The organism is Pseudomonas sp. 22189, from assembly GCF_052045635.1.
In the GTDB taxonomy this organism is placed as follows: Bacteria; Pseudomonadota; Gammaproteobacteria; order Pseudomonadales; family Pseudomonadaceae; genus Aquipseudomonas; species Aquipseudomonas parakoreensis.
Map to the genome: position 1 here is coordinate 17,316 of NZ_JBQEPG010000043.1, position 14,708 is coordinate 32,023.

At 60.9% G+C, this 14,708-nt stretch carries 17 protein-coding genes; 7 read left to right on the top strand and 10 right to left on the bottom strand.

All coding sequences use genetic code 11. From position 1 onward, the window contains the following. Positions 1-9: 9 nt before the first annotated feature. Genes ACTJKS_RS26690 through ACTJKS_RS26700 form a run of 3 tightly spaced genes read right to left on the bottom strand, consistent with a single transcriptional unit; the run spans position 10 to position 2,288 of the window. Positions 10-915, bottom strand: a complete 906-nt coding sequence (locus ACTJKS_RS26690) for a 5'-nucleotidase (protein ID WP_041069529.1) — start codon at positions 913-915, stop codon at positions 10-12. A 29-nt stretch (positions 916-944) separates the two neighbouring features. Further along, the gene (locus ACTJKS_RS26695; RefSeq protein ID WP_108183409.1) at positions 945-1,901 is read right to left on the bottom strand and encodes a putative 2-dehydropantoate 2-reductase; all 957 of its coding nucleotides are present in this window, start codon (positions 1,899-1,901) and stop codon (positions 945-947) included. Beyond that, a complete protein-coding gene (locus ACTJKS_RS26700; RefSeq protein ID WP_086794279.1) occupies positions 1,902-2,288 on the bottom strand; it encodes a thioredoxin family protein in 387 nt (128 codons plus the stop codon). Between ACTJKS_RS26700 and ACTJKS_RS26705 the strand changes: the two genes are divergently transcribed. Continuing rightward, positions 2,287-2,730, top strand: a complete 444-nt coding sequence (locus ACTJKS_RS26705; RefSeq protein ID WP_108183410.1) for a PilZ domain-containing protein — start codon at positions 2,287-2,289, stop codon at positions 2,728-2,730. The two genes, ACTJKS_RS26700 and ACTJKS_RS26705, sit on opposite strands and share 2 nt — an antisense overlap. Positions 2,731-2,859: 129 nt before the next feature. Further along, positions 2,860-3,936, top strand: a complete 1,077-nt coding sequence (locus ACTJKS_RS26710) for a 3-deoxy-7-phosphoheptulonate synthase (RefSeq protein ID WP_003226802.1) — start codon at positions 2,860-2,862, stop codon at positions 3,934-3,936. 64 nt (positions 3,937-4,000) lie between these two features. Here ACTJKS_RS26710 and ACTJKS_RS26715 read toward each other — a convergent pair whose 3' ends face one another. After that, the gene (locus ACTJKS_RS26715; RefSeq protein WP_025113131.1) at positions 4,001-4,282 is read right to left on the bottom strand and encodes a GNAT family N-acetyltransferase; all 282 of its coding nucleotides are present in this window, start codon (positions 4,280-4,282) and stop codon (positions 4,001-4,003) included. Positions 4,283-4,917: 635 nt separating this feature from the next. Here ACTJKS_RS26715 and oprI point away from each other — a divergent pair. Further along, positions 4,918-5,169: an outer membrane lipoprotei OprI gene (oprI, locus tag ACTJKS_RS26720; protein ID WP_025113130.1), complete on the top strand. Its 252-nt coding sequence runs from the start codon at positions 4,918-4,920 to the stop codon at positions 5,167-5,169. A 123-nt stretch (positions 5,170-5,292) separates the two neighbouring features. On the opposite strand, the gene ACTJKS_RS26725 is transcribed toward oprI, so the two are convergent. The 3 genes from ACTJKS_RS26725 to ACTJKS_RS26735 all read right to left on the bottom strand — a co-directional run bounded on the left by ACTJKS_RS26725 (position 5,293) and on the right by ACTJKS_RS26735 (position 7,358). Continuing rightward, positions 5,293-6,264 carry a L,D-transpeptidase family protein gene (locus ACTJKS_RS26725; protein WP_041069516.1) on the bottom strand — a complete coding sequence of 324 codons (972 nt, stop codon included), beginning with the start codon at positions 6,262-6,264 and terminating at the stop codon, positions 5,293-5,295. Between the two features lie 137 nt (positions 6,265-6,401). Beyond that, positions 6,402-6,695 (bottom strand): hypothetical protein, encoded by a 294-nt coding sequence (locus ACTJKS_RS26730; RefSeq protein WP_003226812.1) that lies wholly within the window; start codon positions 6,693-6,695, stop codon positions 6,402-6,404. A gap of 57 nt (positions 6,696-6,752) precedes the next feature. Then, a complete protein-coding gene (locus ACTJKS_RS26735) occupies positions 6,753-7,358 on the bottom strand; it encodes an arylesterase (protein ID WP_108183411.1) in 606 nt (201 codons plus the stop codon). 10 nt (positions 7,359-7,368) lie between these two features. On the opposite strand from ACTJKS_RS26735, the gene ACTJKS_RS26740 reads away from it, so the two are divergent. Genes ACTJKS_RS26740 through greB form a run of 3 tightly spaced genes read left to right on the top strand, consistent with a single transcriptional unit; the run spans position 7,369 to position 11,088 of the window. Further along, a complete protein-coding gene (locus ACTJKS_RS26740; protein WP_041069503.1) occupies positions 7,369-8,052 on the top strand; it encodes an ABC transporter ATP-binding protein in 684 nt (227 codons plus the stop codon). Continuing rightward, positions 8,052-10,556 (top strand): ABC transporter permease, encoded by a 2,505-nt coding sequence (locus tag ACTJKS_RS26745; protein ID WP_108183412.1) that lies wholly within the window; start codon positions 8,052-8,054, stop codon positions 10,554-10,556. Before ACTJKS_RS26740 ends, ACTJKS_RS26745 begins: the two co-directional genes overlap by 1 nt. 34 nt (positions 10,557-10,590) lie before the next feature. Further along, positions 10,591-11,088: a transcription elongation factor GreB gene (gene greB, locus ACTJKS_RS26750; protein ID WP_007964774.1), complete on the top strand. Its 498-nt coding sequence runs from the start codon at positions 10,591-10,593 to the stop codon at positions 11,086-11,088. 5 nt (positions 11,089-11,093) lie between these two features. Here the strand turns inward: greB and ACTJKS_RS26755 are convergent, their stop codons facing one another. The 3 genes from ACTJKS_RS26755 to ACTJKS_RS26765 form a co-directional block, all read right to left on the bottom strand. Then, positions 11,094-11,402 carry a hypothetical protein gene (locus tag ACTJKS_RS26755; protein ID WP_003226820.1) on the bottom strand — a complete coding sequence of 103 codons (309 nt, stop codon included), beginning with the start codon at positions 11,400-11,402 and terminating at the stop codon, positions 11,094-11,096. 249 nt (positions 11,403-11,651) lie between these two features. Further along, the gene (locus ACTJKS_RS26760) at positions 11,652-12,086 is read right to left on the bottom strand and encodes a DoxX family protein (protein ID WP_041069491.1); all 435 of its coding nucleotides are present in this window, start codon (positions 12,084-12,086) and stop codon (positions 11,652-11,654) included. A gap of 108 nt (positions 12,087-12,194) precedes the next feature. Further along, on the bottom strand, positions 12,195-13,616 hold the full coding sequence (locus ACTJKS_RS26765) for a transglycosylase SLT domain-containing protein (protein WP_086794275.1): 1,422 nt from the start codon (positions 13,614-13,616) through the stop codon (positions 12,195-12,197). A gap of 237 nt (positions 13,617-13,853) precedes the next feature. Between ACTJKS_RS26765 and ACTJKS_RS26770 the strand changes: the two genes are divergently transcribed. Beyond that, positions 13,854-14,660 (top strand): TatD family hydrolase, encoded by an 807-nt coding sequence (locus tag ACTJKS_RS26770; RefSeq protein WP_262948481.1) that lies wholly within the window; start codon positions 13,854-13,856, stop codon positions 14,658-14,660. The last annotated feature ends 48 nt before the right edge of the window (positions 14,661-14,708 follow it).

Sequence of the window (14,708 nt, forward strand, 5' to 3'; positions counted from 1 at the left end):
ACAGGGGCTTTAGATCGACGTTTCGTTGCTGATGCCATGCGGCACATGGCCGGTGGCGACCACTTCACGGGCGAGCTCGCAGTGCCCGGCCTGATCGTCGAAAAACACGTCGGCGGCAAAGGCTTCGAGGAATGCCGATTTGGTCAGACCGCCGAGGAACAGCGACTCGTCGAGGCGGATATCCCACTCGCGCAAGGTGCGGATCACCCGCTCATGGGCCGGTGCCGAACGCGCGGTGACCAGCGCCGTGCGGATCGGGCAGTCGTCCTCCGGGAACTCGCGTTGCAGCGCATTGAGCGCCGCCAGAAAACCTTTGAACGGCCCACCGCGCAATGGCTCGCGTGCCGACTCGCGTTCCTTCGCCTGGAACGCCTCCAGCCCGCCGGACTGATAAATGCGCTCGGATTCGTCGGAGAACAACACCGCGTCACCGTCGAAGGCGATGCGCAACTCATCACTCGCGGCACGGCTGGCGCCACCAGACAGAATTGTCGCTGCAGCAAATCCGGCATCCAGTGCGGCGCGCACGTCCTCGGCGTGCGTGGACAGAAACAGGTCACAGCCAAAGGCCTTGAGATACGGATACGGGCTGCGTCCGCCGACGAAGGCCGCCCGGGAAATGTCCAGCCCGTAGTGATGAATCGAATTGAACGCGCGCAGGCCGGTATCGGCACTGTTGCGCGAAACCAGAATCACCTCGACCCGGGCGCGGTCGAGGCGACTGTTGAGGCTCAGGAGTTTTTCCACCAGCGGGAACGCATCGCCGGGGGCGAGAATTTCGTCTTCGTGTTCGATCTGGTATTGCCGATAGGCTTCAACGCCGCTCGACAGGTAGACCTTGTGACTCTCGCTCAGATCGAACAAGGCGCGAGACGAAATCGCCAGCACCAGTTTGTCATCGATGTTCTTGGCCATGCCTTCCCCCACTCCCGCAAAAAACCGACTCAGGAGTTGCGTCGGTCGATGAAACCCAACGTGCGATGCAGCGCATCGATTCGTGGCAATTCACATCCTGCCGCCTTGGCGGCGGCCAATGGCCGGGCGTAAATCGCTTCCAGCTCCAGCGGCCGTTTGTGCAGAAAATCGTGGTACATGCTCGGCCAGTAATCGGGCATTTTCTCGGTCATTGTGAACAAGTACTCGGCGTAACCGGGCGGCATATCGTGACCGCAAGCCTTGGCGCCCTTCACGACTTCAGCCATCAATGCCTGAATCAACGCGCGACTGTCAGCGTCGGCCATCAGCGGCGTGGTACCGGCACCGAGCAACACCGAGAGACCGTTGTAGGGAATATTCCACACCAGTTTCTGCCAGCGCGCCTGTTGCAGATTGGCCATCGCCTGCGAATCGATACCGGCGGCGCGGAACAGACTGGCGCCCTCGTCAACGAGCGCCATGCGCGCCGCATCGTCCGTCGCCGGGCCGCTGTGATAGCCGACGTTCACCGCCCCCAAGGCCTGATGGGTGATGTGCCCCGGGCCTTCGCGATGCACGCAGATCAGGCACAGACCGCCGAGCAGATGCAGGGAGTCGGGTAGCAGCTCACGCAAGCTGTCTTCGACGTCCAGACCGTTCTGCAGCACCAGCACTTTCGCGCCGGGCCTGGCCGCGGCAATGATCGCCGGGGCCAGACCCGCGCTGCTGGTGGTCTTGGCGCCGACCAGCAACCAGTCGCAGGCCGGCATGTCCTCGGCCTTGGCATACGCTTGCACCGGGTTCAGTGTCAGCGTGCCATGCACGGCACTGTCCACTTGCAACCCCCGCTCGGCCACCGCTGAAAACTCACTGCGCAGTAAAAAGTGCACATCGAAACCGGCGCGCGCCAGCATCAAACCGTAAAACCCGCCAATTGCGCCGGTGCCGATAATCCCGATCACCGGTTTGCTGTGTGCTCCCACCATCTATGGCAACTCCTCTGCAATTCGACCCAGCGCCTGCGTAACTGCCGCGTTCAGCGCAGCGGCGGCCAGGCGCGTGTGCAATGCTCCAAAGAACTCGCCGTCGCGCACCACAAATAGCGCCGGCAAATGAAAGACCTGATAGCGCTCCACCAGCCCGCCATTGTTGCCCGCATCGATCCAGCACAGGCGATCCACCGCCAGCCCGAACCCGGGCAACACCTCTCTGGCATAGCGGCAACTGGAACAGCCGACACTGGTGAAAATCACCAGCGAAACACCGCTCATCGCCAGCAGCCGCTGGTCGGCGTCGAAATCGGTCAGCTCGGATTCGACCACTATACTGGGGGAAACAATGTCAAATGGCCGACACAGGGAGTCTGTGCTCATGGGACGTTTCATTCCTCATCCGGACGAAGTGCCGGTTGAATTAACCTTGCTCAAGCCCGAGTGTATTTCCAGGCAACAGCTGCACACTATCAGCCTCGGCGGGATCGCTTGCAATTATCACCGCGCCTGGCGCCACGGCACCGCCCTTGAAGTGCGCATGCCGACACTCAACGCCGAGATCTGTTATCCGGGCTATGTCGCGTGGTGTCTGCGGCGCAAAAAGGGCTATCTGGTGGGGATCGCGTTCACTGATGAGCAGACGCTGTTCAGCGCCCGGATGGGCGAACAGGTGTGCCAGATCGAACGTTATTGCCGCATGAACGAGGCCCATGACGACCTGCAGGATATTCAGGCGCTGGCTCTGCAATGGGTCGAACAACACGCCAACGAGTTCTCCCACGACAGCGTGCGCAAGGCTTTTGCCCAGCCAGTGCTGGATTAAAGCGGCGCTTGCCCATTGTCGAGCCGCGTCTGACGCGCTAAGGTTCGGCTCCCCGACGCGCTTAAATCTGCTGTGCTCCGCCGCGCGGGGATCGCTGGCGGCCGGCACCCGTGACCTGACGAGTAAACGATGGCTGATTTACCGATCAACGACCTAAACGTCGCCTCTAACGAGACCCTGATCACTCCCGATCAGCTCAAGCGTGATATCCCTCTGAGCGACGCTGCCCTGCGCACCGTCACCAAGGGCCGCGAAGTCATTCGCAACATTCTTGATGGCACCGACCACCGTCTGTTCGTAGTGATCGGCCCGTGCTCGATCCACGATATCAAGGCTGCCCACGAATACGCCGACCGCCTCAAGGTGCTGGCGGAGGAAGTCTCCGACACCCTGTATCTGGTCATGCGCGTGTATTTCGAGAAGCCACGGACCACCGTCGGCTGGAAAGGCCTGATCAACGATCCGTACCTGGATGACTCGTTCAAGATTCAGGACGGCCTGCACATTGGTCGCCAGTTGCTGCTGGACCTGGCCGAGAAAGGCCTGCCGACCGCCACCGAAGCCCTCGATCCGATCTCCCCGCAGTACCTGCAGGATCTGATCAGTTGGTCGGCCATCGGCGCGCGTACCACCGAATCCCAGACCCACCGTGAAATGGCTTCCGGCCTGTCTTCGGCTGTCGGCTTCAAGAACGGCACCGATGGCGGCCTGACCGTGGCGATCAACGCCCTGCAGTCGGTTTCCAGCCCGCACCGTTTCCTCGGTATCAACCAGGAAGGTGGCGTGTCGATCGTCACCACCAAGGGCAACGCCTACGGTCACGTGGTGCTGCGTGGCGGCAATGGCAAGCCGAACTACGATTCGGTCAGCGTCGCCCTGTGCGAACAGGCGCTGAACAAGGCGAAGATCAAGCCGAACATCATGGTCGATTGCAGCCACGCCAATTCCAACAAGGATCCGGCTCTGCAACCGCTGGTGATGGAGAACGTCGCCAACCAGATCCTCGAAGGCAACCAGTCGATCATTGGCCTGATGGTCGAGAGCCATCTGAACTGGGGCTGCCAGGCCATCCCGAAAGACCTCGCCGACCTGCAATACGGCGTGTCGATCACCGATGCCTGCATCGACTGGTCCGCCACCGAGAACACCCTGCGCAGCATGCACGCCAAGCTCAAGGATGTGCTGCCGAAGCGTCAGCGCAGCTGATCAGCGTTTCGCAGGCATAAAAAAACGCCGGGCATTGCCCGGCGTTTTTGTGTGTAGGGGGTTATCAGATTTTCGCCGCGCGCTTCTGATGGCGCTCCATATAGCGCTCGACGTAGGAGCACGAAGGAATCACCGTGTAACCCATTTCCTCGGCGTACTGCAGCGCGCTTTCGGTCAGCGCTGCCGCGATGCCTCGACCGCGCAGGGCGTTGGGCACGAAGGTGCGGTAGATATCCAGGGTCTGTTTCCCCAGATCCATATAGGTCAGGTAGGCACGATGACCGTCCACATTGGTCTCGAACTGATGACCAGCCTGGTCATGGTGGATGGACAACGCCTCGCTCATCACTACTCCTCGCGGGTCTTGAATTCTGACCCCTACCTTACCGATGTTTTTCCGGCGAAGGAACATCTACGCCACCCCGTGCCTGATGGACACCGAGAAAAGCCACACCGATCTCGCGCAACCGAGCACGTGATAAATAGTAGGCACCATTGGCAAAAATGCTCAAGGTGCGCTCGTCATCGTGCAGGTTGTACGGATAACTCCGATGGGCGTAGTGGCAGGCGCGGGGAACATATCCCGAGGCGCTCACCTGAACATTGCCGGATGTCGAGACTTAAGACGCAGGCTCTTCTTTAAAGTCACCTCAAGAGCGACAAAGATATGTGAGGCGTCATGCAAAATCGGAACAAAAGTGTAGACGAATTCATCTAGGCAGACTTGGTGCAAGACGCCGAAAACAGCACGTGACAGCGGGAACTTTTTCTCATTAACTCGCTCAGGCAGGGGCTTGCAGCTGGATATTTTTTAATCAGCCCGGTTAAAAGTTGCTCGAAAAAGAATCAACGCCTACAATTTTTTTTGCTTCTTGCGCTACGTCAGTTTACTTACTACAAGTAATGGGTAGTATGTACGCCGGCTATTTCCTCAATCGGAGGAGAAAGCCACTTAATTGAAAGTCCTTGAAGGGGAACACGATGAACAACGTTCTGAAATTCTCTGCTCTGGCTCTGGCCGCAGTTCTGGCTACCGGTTGCAGCAGCGCATCGAAAGAAACCGAAGCACGTCTGACCGCTACTGAAGACGCAGCTGCTCGCGCCCAGGCTCGTGCAGACGAAGCATACCGTAAAGCTGATGAAGCTCTGGCTGCTGCTCAAAAAGCACAACAGACTGCTGACGAAGCTAACGAGCGTGCTCTGCGTATGCTGGACAAAGCTAGCCGCAAGTAATAATCCCTCGGGATTGTTATCAAGCCGACCCAGTTTCTGGGTCGGCTTTTTTGTGCCTGCAGCTTTTGTCCGGACAATAAAAAACCCGCCGACGCTTCTTGCATCGGCGGGTCTGGGTCGGCCTTATTGCTGCAGGTCGATTGGCGCACTCGAGACAATCGGAGCCGAGGTATTCGGCGTGCCGATTTCGGTTGGCAGACCGTCTTCGGCCGCCACCACATCACGCACCACATCCCAGTTCACGCGCAGATTGTTGGTCACGTCTTCGCGCTTGAGCATCGCGTTGATCACCGCCGTGTGCTTGTCGACTACCGACGGATTGCCCTTGTCGTCGATTGGCGTGTGCGCTTCCAGATAGACCTTGCCGCCACTGCTGCCGAACTTGTACGCGTCATTGAGGATGCGCACCGAAGTGCCGACCGGCACCATGGCCGCCATTTCCAGGACGTTGTTGTTGAACATCCGGAAGCAGCCGTGGCTGGTGCGCATGCCGATGCCGAACTTCTTGTTCGAGCCGTGGATCAGGTAGCCCGGGGTGCCCAGGGTGAACTTGAACGGGCCCAGCGGATTGTCAGGACCGGCCGGCACCACGTTCGGCAGCGGATCACCATCGGCGGCGTGCTCGGCCTTGATCGACGCAGGAGGGGTCCAGGTCGGGTTCGGCGTCTTGGCGGTGATCGAGGTATGCGCGATTGGCGAACCCCACCCTTCACGGCCGATACCCAGCGGGAAGGTGTACACCACGTTCCGGCCTTTCGGGTAGTAGTAGAGACGGTATTCGGCGAGGTTGATCACGATGCCCTCGCGCGGCCCCGGCGGCAGAATGAACCGCGTCGGCAGAACGATTTCAGTACCCGCGCCCGGCAGCCAGGCATCGACACCCGGGTTGGCCGCGACCATTTCCGAATAGCCCAGGTCGTACTTGGTCCCCAGGTCAGCGAAGGTGTCTTCGTACTTGGCCTTGATCACCTGCACCTGGCCGATGATGTCCTCACCAGGCGGTGGCAGGGGAAACTCCAATGCAGCAACGGGACCGGCCACACACAGGGCGGCAAGTGACAGGCAGCGGGTGACGGCAGGAAAGCGCGGCAACATCCGGAAAATCCTTCGCATGATCAACAAGGGGTATAAGGGCGCGATTGTACACCGCACCTCGGGAATTCGGGGAGATGCGCCGATGGGCAGCCAGAAGTCTTCATGCAGGCACTGCCGCAGACTGCGATCTGTTGGTCCTAGAGCTCGAAACGCAACTCAGGCCAGATCGGCGAGGTGCCACGTTTTTGCGACTCGAGAATCGCCCGGCACAACGAACACAGACGCTGATCCTGGAACACCCGGCGATCGACGCTGGACCAGCGCGGCTGCGCCGGCAACAGACTGCCGCACAACGTACGGTCGGCCGAGCCTCCGAGTTCGAGCTGACGGGTCACCAGATGCACCCGCACTTCCTGGCAGGCGAACAGATCCAGCTGTTCGTCAGGCTCGATCAGTTGGTAGGCAAACAGGGACCAGGCAGGACGCGGCATCGGGGGCTCCAAATAAGGGGGCGCCACATTAGCCGAAAGCCTGCCACTAGAAAAGCCTCATAACAGCGGTTTTAGCGTCGGCCAGACATTTTCCAGCAACTTGCCCTGAGCCCCGACTGCCGGGTGCAGACCATCGGCCTGCATCAGCTCGGGATGCCCGCCCACGCCTTCGAGGAAAAACGGTACCAGCGGGATGTTTTTCTCGTCCGCAAGTTTGCCGTAGACCTCGGCAAAGGCCTCGGTGTAACGCTTGCCGTAGTTCGGCGGCAATTGCATGCCGAGCAGGAGCACCTTGGCACCGGTCTGGCGCGAGCGGTCGATCATTGCCGCAAGGTTTTGTTGCAATTGCGTTGGCGGCATTCCGCGCAGGCCGTCATTGCCGCCCAATTCGAGGATCACCAGTTCCGGCTTATGCTCTGCAAGCAGCGCCGGCAGGCGCGCCTGGCCTCCGGCACTGGTGTCACCGCTGATGGAGGCATTGACCACTTTGTCGTCAAAACCTTCAGCCTTGAGCCGTTGCTCGAGCAGCGATACCCACCCCAGGCGGGTATCCAGTCCGAAACCGGCGCTGATACTATCGCCAACGATCAGGACAGTACCCGCCGCTGCGTTCTGGGCCATGCACATCAAGGCCAGGCCAGCACTCAAAAACCACACACGCATCGGATTCTCCATGGGCGCAAGCATTCTCACCGCGAAGAACCTCAGCAAAGTGGTTCCCAGCGCGGAAGGTGAACTGACTATCCTGCACGAACTCAGCCTGGAACTGAACCAGGGCGACAGCCTGGCCATCGTCGGCGCGTCCGGTTCCGGCAAATCCACCCTGCTCGGCCTGCTCGCCGGCCTCGATTTGCCGAGCAGCGGCGAAGTCATTCTCGCCGGACAAGGCCTGAGCAGTCTCGACGAGGACCAGCGCGCGCGCATCCGTGCCGAGCACGTAGGCTTCGTCTTTCAGTCGTTCCAGTTGCTCGACAGCCTCAACGCGCTGGAAAATGTCATGCTGCCGCTGGAGCTCGATGGCCGCAAGGACGCCCGTGAGCGCGCCACTGAATTGTTGCAGCGCGTCGGCCTCGGCCAGCGCCTGACGCACTCGCCGCGCCAGCTCTCCGGTGGTGAACAGCAGCGCGTGGCGATTGCCCGCGCCTTCGCTGCCGAGCCCGACGTGCTGTTCGCCGACGAACCCACCGGCAACCTCGACAGCCACACCGGCGAGCGCATCAGCGACTTGCTGTTCGAACTGAACAAGGAACGCGGCACCACGCTGGTACTGGTGACCCACGACGAACGCCTGGCCCATCGCTGCCGGCGCCTGATTCGACTTGAAGCCGGGCTGCTGGTCGCCCCTCTGGAGCCTTGATGGCACGTCTGCCGCTCTTGCGTCTGTTCAGTCTCGCCCTTCGCCAATTGCTGCGCGATGCCCGCGCCGGCGAACTTCGCGTGTTGTTCTTCGCCCTGCTGGTGGCGGTGGCCGCGAGTACCGCCATCGGTTACTTCGGCGCCCGTCTCAACGGCGCGATGATGCTGCGCGCCACCGAGTTCCTTGGCGCCGACCTGGTCCTTGAAGGCAGTTCGCCGGCCCGCGACGAACAGATTCGCAGCGGCACCGAGCTGCGTTTGAATCATGCACAGGTGGTGGAATTTTCCAGCGTCGTCGCCACCGACAACGGCATTCAGTTATCGAGCATCAAAGCCGTCGACCGCGCTTATCCACTGCGCGGCGAACTGAAAAGTGCCCCGGCGCCACTTGCCGCCGAGACAACCGGTGGCGAACCGCAACCCGGTGAAGCGTGGGTCGAGGCACGTTTGCTGACCGCCCTGGATCTGAAAATCGGCGACAGCATCGACGTCGGCATGAAAACGCTGAAACTGACCCGCGTGCTGACCTACGAACCGGATCGCGCCGGCAATTTCTACAGCTTAACGCCTCGGGTGATGATCAACCTCGACGACCTTGCCGCCACCGGCGTGGTACAGCCCGGCAGCCGCGTCAGCTACCGCGAGCTGTGGCGCGGCGAACCGCAGGCGCTGGAAACCTATCGGCAATTGCTCAAACCGGGCCTGGCCGCCAATCAGCGCATTCAGGATGCGCGTGACGGCAACCGGCAGATTGGCGGCGCACTGGGCAAGGCCGAGCGTTATCTGAACATGGCCAGTCTGGTCGCGGTACTGCTGGCCGGCGTGGCCGTGGCACTGTCTGCAAACCGCTTTGCCAGTCGCCGCTTCGATGCCAGTGCCTTGCTACGCTGCCTCGGTTTGTCGCGTCGAGAAACCATGCTGTTGTTCAGTATTCAACTGAGCGTACTGGGTTTGTTCGCCGCCCTCAGTGGCGCGGTGCTTGGCTGGCTGGCACAACTGGGGCTGTTTGCCCTGCTGCATGATCTGCTGCCCGCGGATATCCCGCCAGGCGGCCTGTTTCCGGCGATGGCCGGCATCGGTACGGGACTGGTCGCACTCGCCGGTTTCGCCCTGCCACCGCTTGCCGCGCTGGGTCGGGTGCCTCCACTGCGCGTGCTGCGCCGTGACATGCTGCCGATTCCGTCGAGTACCTGGATGGTCTATGGCGCGGCACTGGGCGCACTGGGTCTGATCATGTGGCGCCTGAGTCTGGATCTGTTGCTGACTTTCGCCCTGCTGGGCGGCGGTGTAATCGCGGCGCTGGTATTGGGTGGTTTGCTGTTGTTGCTGCTCAACAGCCTGCGACGGATGCTCGCCCGTGCGCCGCTGCCGTGGCGCCTCGGTCTGGGTCAGTTGTTGCGTCATCCGCTGGCGGCGGCCGGGCAGGCGCTGGCGTTCGGTCTGATCCTGTTGTCGATGGCATTGATCGCTCTGCTGCGCGGCGAGCTGCTCGACACCTGGCAAAACCAGTTGCCGAAAAACGCACCGAATTACTTTGCCCTGAACATCCTGCCCGCGGACAAACAGGCCTTCACCGATCACCTGATCAAAGTCTCGGCTCAAGCGGCACCGTTGTATCCAGTGGTGCCGGGACGGCTGATCAGCATCAACGGCGAACCGGTGCAGCAGATCGTCAGCAAGGATTCCGCCGGCGACCGCGCAGTGCAACGCGACTTGAGCCTGACCTGGGCCGCCGACTTGCCGGCCGGCAACACGCTCACCGCCGGTGTGTGGTGGACCGGGCAACCCTCGGAAGACATACCGGGCGTGTCGGTGGAAGGCAAAGTCGCCGAAAGCCTCAAGCTCAAACTCGGCGATCGCATGGTGTTCAGCGTGGGCGGGGTCAATCGTGAAGCCAGGGTCACCAGTCTGCGCGAAATCAATTGGGACAACTTCCAGCCGAACTTCTTCATGATCTTCCAGCCCGGCACCCTGAAGGATCTGCCGGCGACTTACCTGACCAGTTTCTATCTGGCACCCGGTCACGATCAGCAGATCGTCGAGCTGTCACGGGCATTCCCGGCGGTGACCATCCTTCAGGTCGAAGCCCTGCTCGAACAGCTGCGCAGCATCCTCGCCCAGGTCACCCTGGCGGTGGAATACGTGTTGTTATTTGTGCTGGCGGCGGGGATGGCGGTGCTGTTCTCTGGCTTGCAAGCCACGCTGGACGAGCGCATTCGCCAAGGCGCGTTGTTACGCGCACTGGGCGCGCAACGGCAGTTGCTGGTCAAGGCGCGGCGTATCGAGTTCGGCTTGCTCGGTGCGGTCAGCGGCTTGCTGGCAGCCATCGGTTCGGAAGTGGTGAGTCTGGTGTTGTATCGCTATGCATTCGATCTGCCATGGCATCCGCATCCATGGCTGCTGGTGCTGCCATTGATTGGCGCCGCACTGATTGGCGGTGCCGGCGTGTTCGGCACGCGTCGAGCACTGAATGCGAGTCCGCTGACAGTCTTGCGCGAGGGTTGATAGACTCCAGCCTTCGTCACCACAAGAAGTTGCCATGAGCCGTTATCGCCCTCCCCGCACCGCCGGCACCGCGCTGATCACCCCTGAAGGTGAAGCGCGGATGCGCGCCGAATTCCATGAACTGTGGCATGTGCGCCGCCCGCAAGTGACGCAGGCAGTCAGCGAGGCAGCGGCGCAGGGTGATCGTTCGGAAAACGCCGAGTACACCTACGGCAAGAAAATGCTGCGCGAGATCGACAGCCGCGTGCGTTTTCTCACCAAGCGACTCGAAGCACTGAAGGTCGTCAGCGAAAAACCCAGCGATCCGAACAAGGTGTACTTCGGTGCCTGGGTGACCATCGAGGACGAAGACGGCAAGCAATCGCGCTACCGCATCGTCGGCCCGGATGAACTGGATCTGAAACTGGGTCTGATCAGCATTGACTCACCGCTGGCTCGTGCCTTGATCGGCAAGGCGCTGGACGCCGAAGTTCGGGTGCAGACGCCAACCGGTGAGCAGTTTGTCTATATCGTGGCGATCGACTATCCCTGAGCGTTTCAGCGGCGGGTGATCAAACCCTGCCGTGCAACGCGGGTCAGTTGCTTGATCATTTCCGGAGCGTCTTCAGCGCTTGGTGCCTGAATCACGGCGAGGTCAAAACTGTCACTGGCAAAGCGCGCCAGCGACTCGCCGTCTTCAACGAACTGGATCAGGAACGCGGCAGGACCGCCGCTGCGACGTGGCCAGCCATCGAGATAACGCAACAGCGTCGGCTGGTGTTTGCCGCCAAGCAGGATTTTTGGATTGCGTTGGGTGATGTGTGCCGTGATCGGCGCGGGACGTGCTGGAGGGCGTAGTGCATTCATCGTGTCGTGTCTCTGCCTCAAAAGTCTGCATGGCAGGTGAGAGGCAACACCGAACCAGCGCTTTAGCGGTATTTCGAAGCCCTGTTCCGGCTTCTGACGGTAACTGTCTGAGTCACCTGGCGCCCCGCAAGTAGCTGTTTAAATCGGCGCATGAGCAACATCCTAGAGAACGTGACCGATGAGTGTCAAGAATCAGCCACAACAAAAAAAGGCCCGCACAATGCGGGCCTTTTGCTTGATCCAGAGCGCTCAACCGGCGATGGCGCGATCCACCGACAGCTTGCCGGCGCCTTCGATCATCACCGCGAGGCTGCCACCGAGCAGCGCCAGGGCGAACTCGTAACCGTTGTTGGCCATGAACAGACCATTGCTGATGTGCACGGTGAAGATCGCCACCAGCGACAGGAAGGTCAGACCCAGCGCCGCCGGGCGCGCCAGCAGGCCGATAATCAACGCCAGACCGGCAAAAAACTCAGTACCGCCGGCCAGCGTGGCCATCAGGTAACCCGGGTGCAGACCGATGCTGTCCATGTATTGCGCGGTGCCCGCCAGACCGTAACCACCGAACAGACCAAACAGTTTTTGCGAACCGTGCGCGGCGAAGATCACGCCGACCGCGATGCGCAGAATGGTCAGGCCGTAACCGGCGCGGGTGAACAGAACCTTGTTGATCAGTGAGCTCATGAGGCATTCCTTGTTTTGCGAGAAGTGTGTTGGGATTGGCCGCTATATTAATCAGTTAAATTCATGTTAAAAGCGCAATTATTCCGCCATAACAATCAAATTATTAGATCATTTACGTGAGGCGACTTTCTGTCCCCGGGGCTCCAGCGACTCCCGCTCCCGGTCGAACGCCAGGTAATACTTGTTCACGCTATTAACATAGCTGACGGGGCCCATGCCCACCTGCTCCATGGCGATGCGCTCGACCTGAAAGAACCACTGGTTCGGATTCAGCCCGCGCCGGCGCGCCTCGGCGCGCATGCCTTGCACCCGCTCCGGGCCGATGTTGTAGGCCGCCAGGGTGAACGCCATGCGCTCGCGCTCATTGAGTTTCGGACTGTTGAAAAACTTGCGACGGATCATCGCCAGATACTTGGCCCCGGCCTGCACATTCGCATCGAGATTCTGGATGTTGTTCACACCGACCCGCTGCGCCGCGGACGGGGTGATCTGCATCAGCCCGGTCGGGCCGCTGCCGCTGCGGGCGCCGGGTTGCAGGGCCGACTCCTTGAAGGCCAGCGCCGCCAGATTCAGCCAATCCATACTTTGCGCGTCGGCGTGTTTTTGCAGGGTCGGGCGCAGTTTTTCCAGACGCTGACGGTCAGCCTTGGCCAACGGATAGTGCACTTGGTAGAGGCGCCGATAGATCCGCAGGAATTCGGCATCCTCGTTCGCCGGCTTCCTGTAGCCGACCAGGAAGCGATCGATGCTCGCCCGCAGCATCGAGGCATCACGGCGTACGAACCAGTACTCCTCACCCGGTTCACTGATCATCAATTGCCGGTCGAAACGCAACTTGGGCAGGATCTTGCCCCAGCGCTCGGCGATCGGTTGCTCAACGATAGTCAGGTGGAAAATTCCGCCCTGCACCATCTCCAGCACGTCCTCGACCGCCAGCGTCGGATCGACCCATTCGATCTTGATCGGCGCCAGTTTGTGCAGCGCCAGTTTCTGATTGAGCTGGCTCACCGCGTCCCCTGCCGCACTGCCGGTTGGCAAGGCCAGGGTCTTGCCGGAAAGCTGCTCGACCTTGGTGTAACGACGCTCGCCCTTGATACCGACCAGCACCAGCGGCACGTTGCTGGCGATCGGCTCACTGCTGGCCACGGCGTGGCCCGGCTGCAGATCAAGCAGCTCGCCGGGCGCCACCAGATCACCTTCGCCGCGTTGCAACGCGCCGAGCAGTTGATCCTTGGCTTTGGGAATGATCTTGAGAGTGACTTCCTGGCCGTCGCGGGCGTGGCCATTGAGGTACTGCTCGAAGGCGCGCAGGCGATGGTATTCGACACCGATGGCCTGGCCCTGGACTTCTCCGGAGCTGTTGCGACTCTGGTTGACCAGCACTCGCAGTACGCGGCTGCTGCGTATCTCCGACAGGTCGCGGACCTTGGCGGCCGGCACGGCTTGCTGTGGCCCGGGCAAGCGCGCAACCGCCGTTATCGGCAGTAGCAGCGACGCACACAACAGGAGCAAAACCGAGGGACGATGCATCCACTCTCCGGAAAGAATACGGGGCGTTTTTTAACCGCTGAACGGTCAAAATCGCCGACGAAAACAGAGCGCCTGGAGCGCTGGCAAAGTGCGAGAGACTGGCACAGTGATGGCTTTTGCGCCAACCCGGGCTCTGTCACGGCATCAAAAGACAGCTATAACTCTTTGTAGTTCTTGGCTTTTCTTATAAATCTACAGCTCTGGTATGCTTTCCGGCCTTCGGCCCGAGGTAGAACCATGCAACTCATCGATATCGGCGTCAACCTGACCAACCCCGGTTTTGCTGAAAAACATCAGGACGTGCTCGACTGCGCCTACGCCGCCGGGGTCTGCCAACTGGTGCTGACCGGCACCAGCGTCGAAGGTAGCGAACAGGCGCTGGAGCTGTGCCGGCAACTGGATGACGGCGGCCAACAGCTGTTCGCCACCGCTGGCATTCACCCGCATTCGGCCAGTGACTGGAATGCTGACAGCGCGCGCCGGTTGCGCAGTCTGCTGCACGAGCCAAACGTGGTCGCCGTGGGTGAATGCGGGCTGGATTTCAACCGTGATTTCTCGCCGCGCCCGCAACAGGAAAAAGTCCTCGAAGAACATCTGGCGCTGGCAGTAGAACTGCAGTTGCCGGTGTTCCTGCATGAGCGGGATGCCAGTCAGCGCTTGCTGGAGATCCTCCGGGACTTCCGTGATCAATTGCCCGCCGCTGTGGTGCACTGCTTTACGGGCGAGCAAAAAGCCTTGTTCAGTTACCTGGATCTGGACCTGCACATCGGCATCACCGGCTGGATCTGCGACGAGCGCCGCGGCACGCACCTGCACTCGCTGGTCAAGGAGATCAAACGCGGACGACTGATGCTCGAAAGCGACGCGCCGTATCTGCTGCCGCGCACCTTGCGGCCAAAGCCGAAGAACGGCCGCAATGAGCCGGCGTATCTGACCGAAGTATTGCGCGAAGTGGCGCTGCACCGAAGCGAGAGCGAGGAAGACCTGGCAGCGCACACCACCGCGTGTGCCCGTGCGTTCTTCAACCTTCCTGCCCTTCCCTGACACACCGAAATTCTCCTGTGGGAGCGAGCCTGCTCGCGAAAGCGGTGG

What these genes read in the sequence shown, in the direction of transcription:
- ACTJKS_RS26755 (WP_003226820.1), bottom strand. Translation starts at nt 11,402, where the DNA reads ATGAATGCACTACGCCCTCCAGCACGTCCCGCGCCGATCACGGCACAC.
- ACTJKS_RS26705 (WP_108183410.1), top strand. Translation starts at nt 2,287, where the DNA reads ATGGGACGTTTCATTCCTCATCCGGACGAAGTGCCGGTTGAATTAACC.
- ACTJKS_RS26765 (WP_086794275.1), bottom strand. Translation starts at nt 13,616, where the DNA reads ATGCATCGTCCCTCGGTTTTGCTCCTGTTGTGTGCGTCGCTGCTACTG.
- ACTJKS_RS26735 (WP_108183411.1), bottom strand. Translation starts at nt 7,358, where the DNA reads ATGCGTGTGTGGTTTTTGAGTGCTGGCCTGGCCTTGATGTGCATGGCC.
- oprI (WP_025113130.1), top strand. Translation starts at nt 4,918, where the DNA reads ATGAACAACGTTCTGAAATTCTCTGCTCTGGCTCTGGCCGCAGTTCTG.
- ACTJKS_RS26740 (WP_041069503.1), top strand. Translation starts at nt 7,369, where the DNA reads ATGGGCGCAAGCATTCTCACCGCGAAGAACCTCAGCAAAGTGGTTCCC.
- ACTJKS_RS26695 (WP_108183409.1), bottom strand. Translation starts at nt 1,901, where the DNA reads ATGGTGGGAGCACACAGCAAACCGGTGATCGGGATTATCGGCACCGGC.
- ACTJKS_RS26730 (WP_003226812.1), bottom strand. Translation starts at nt 6,695, where the DNA reads ATGCCGCGTCCTGCCTGGTCCCTGTTTGCCTACCAACTGATCGAGCCT.
- ACTJKS_RS26710 (WP_003226802.1), top strand. Translation starts at nt 2,860, where the DNA reads ATGGCTGATTTACCGATCAACGACCTAAACGTCGCCTCTAACGAGACC.
- ACTJKS_RS26760 (WP_041069491.1), bottom strand. Translation starts at nt 12,086, where the DNA reads ATGAGCTCACTGATCAACAAGGTTCTGTTCACCCGCGCCGGTTACGGC.
- greB (WP_007964774.1), top strand. Translation starts at nt 10,591, where the DNA reads ATGAGCCGTTATCGCCCTCCCCGCACCGCCGGCACCGCGCTGATCACC.
- ACTJKS_RS26770 (WP_262948481.1), top strand. Translation starts at nt 13,854, where the DNA reads ATGCAACTCATCGATATCGGCGTCAACCTGACCAACCCCGGTTTTGCT.
- ACTJKS_RS26725 (WP_041069516.1), bottom strand. Translation starts at nt 6,264, where the DNA reads ATGTTGCCGCGCTTTCCTGCCGTCACCCGCTGCCTGTCACTTGCCGCC.
- ACTJKS_RS26745 (WP_108183412.1), top strand. Translation starts at nt 8,052, where the DNA reads ATGGCACGTCTGCCGCTCTTGCGTCTGTTCAGTCTCGCCCTTCGCCAA.
- ACTJKS_RS26700 (WP_086794279.1), bottom strand. Translation starts at nt 2,288, where the DNA reads ATGAGCACAGACTCCCTGTGTCGGCCATTTGACATTGTTTCCCCCAGT.
- ACTJKS_RS26690 (WP_041069529.1), bottom strand. Translation starts at nt 915, where the DNA reads ATGGCCAAGAACATCGATGACAAACTGGTGCTGGCGATTTCGTCTCGC.
- ACTJKS_RS26715 (WP_025113131.1), bottom strand. Translation starts at nt 4,282, where the DNA reads ATGAGCGAGGCGTTGTCCATCCACCATGACCAGGCTGGTCATCAGTTC.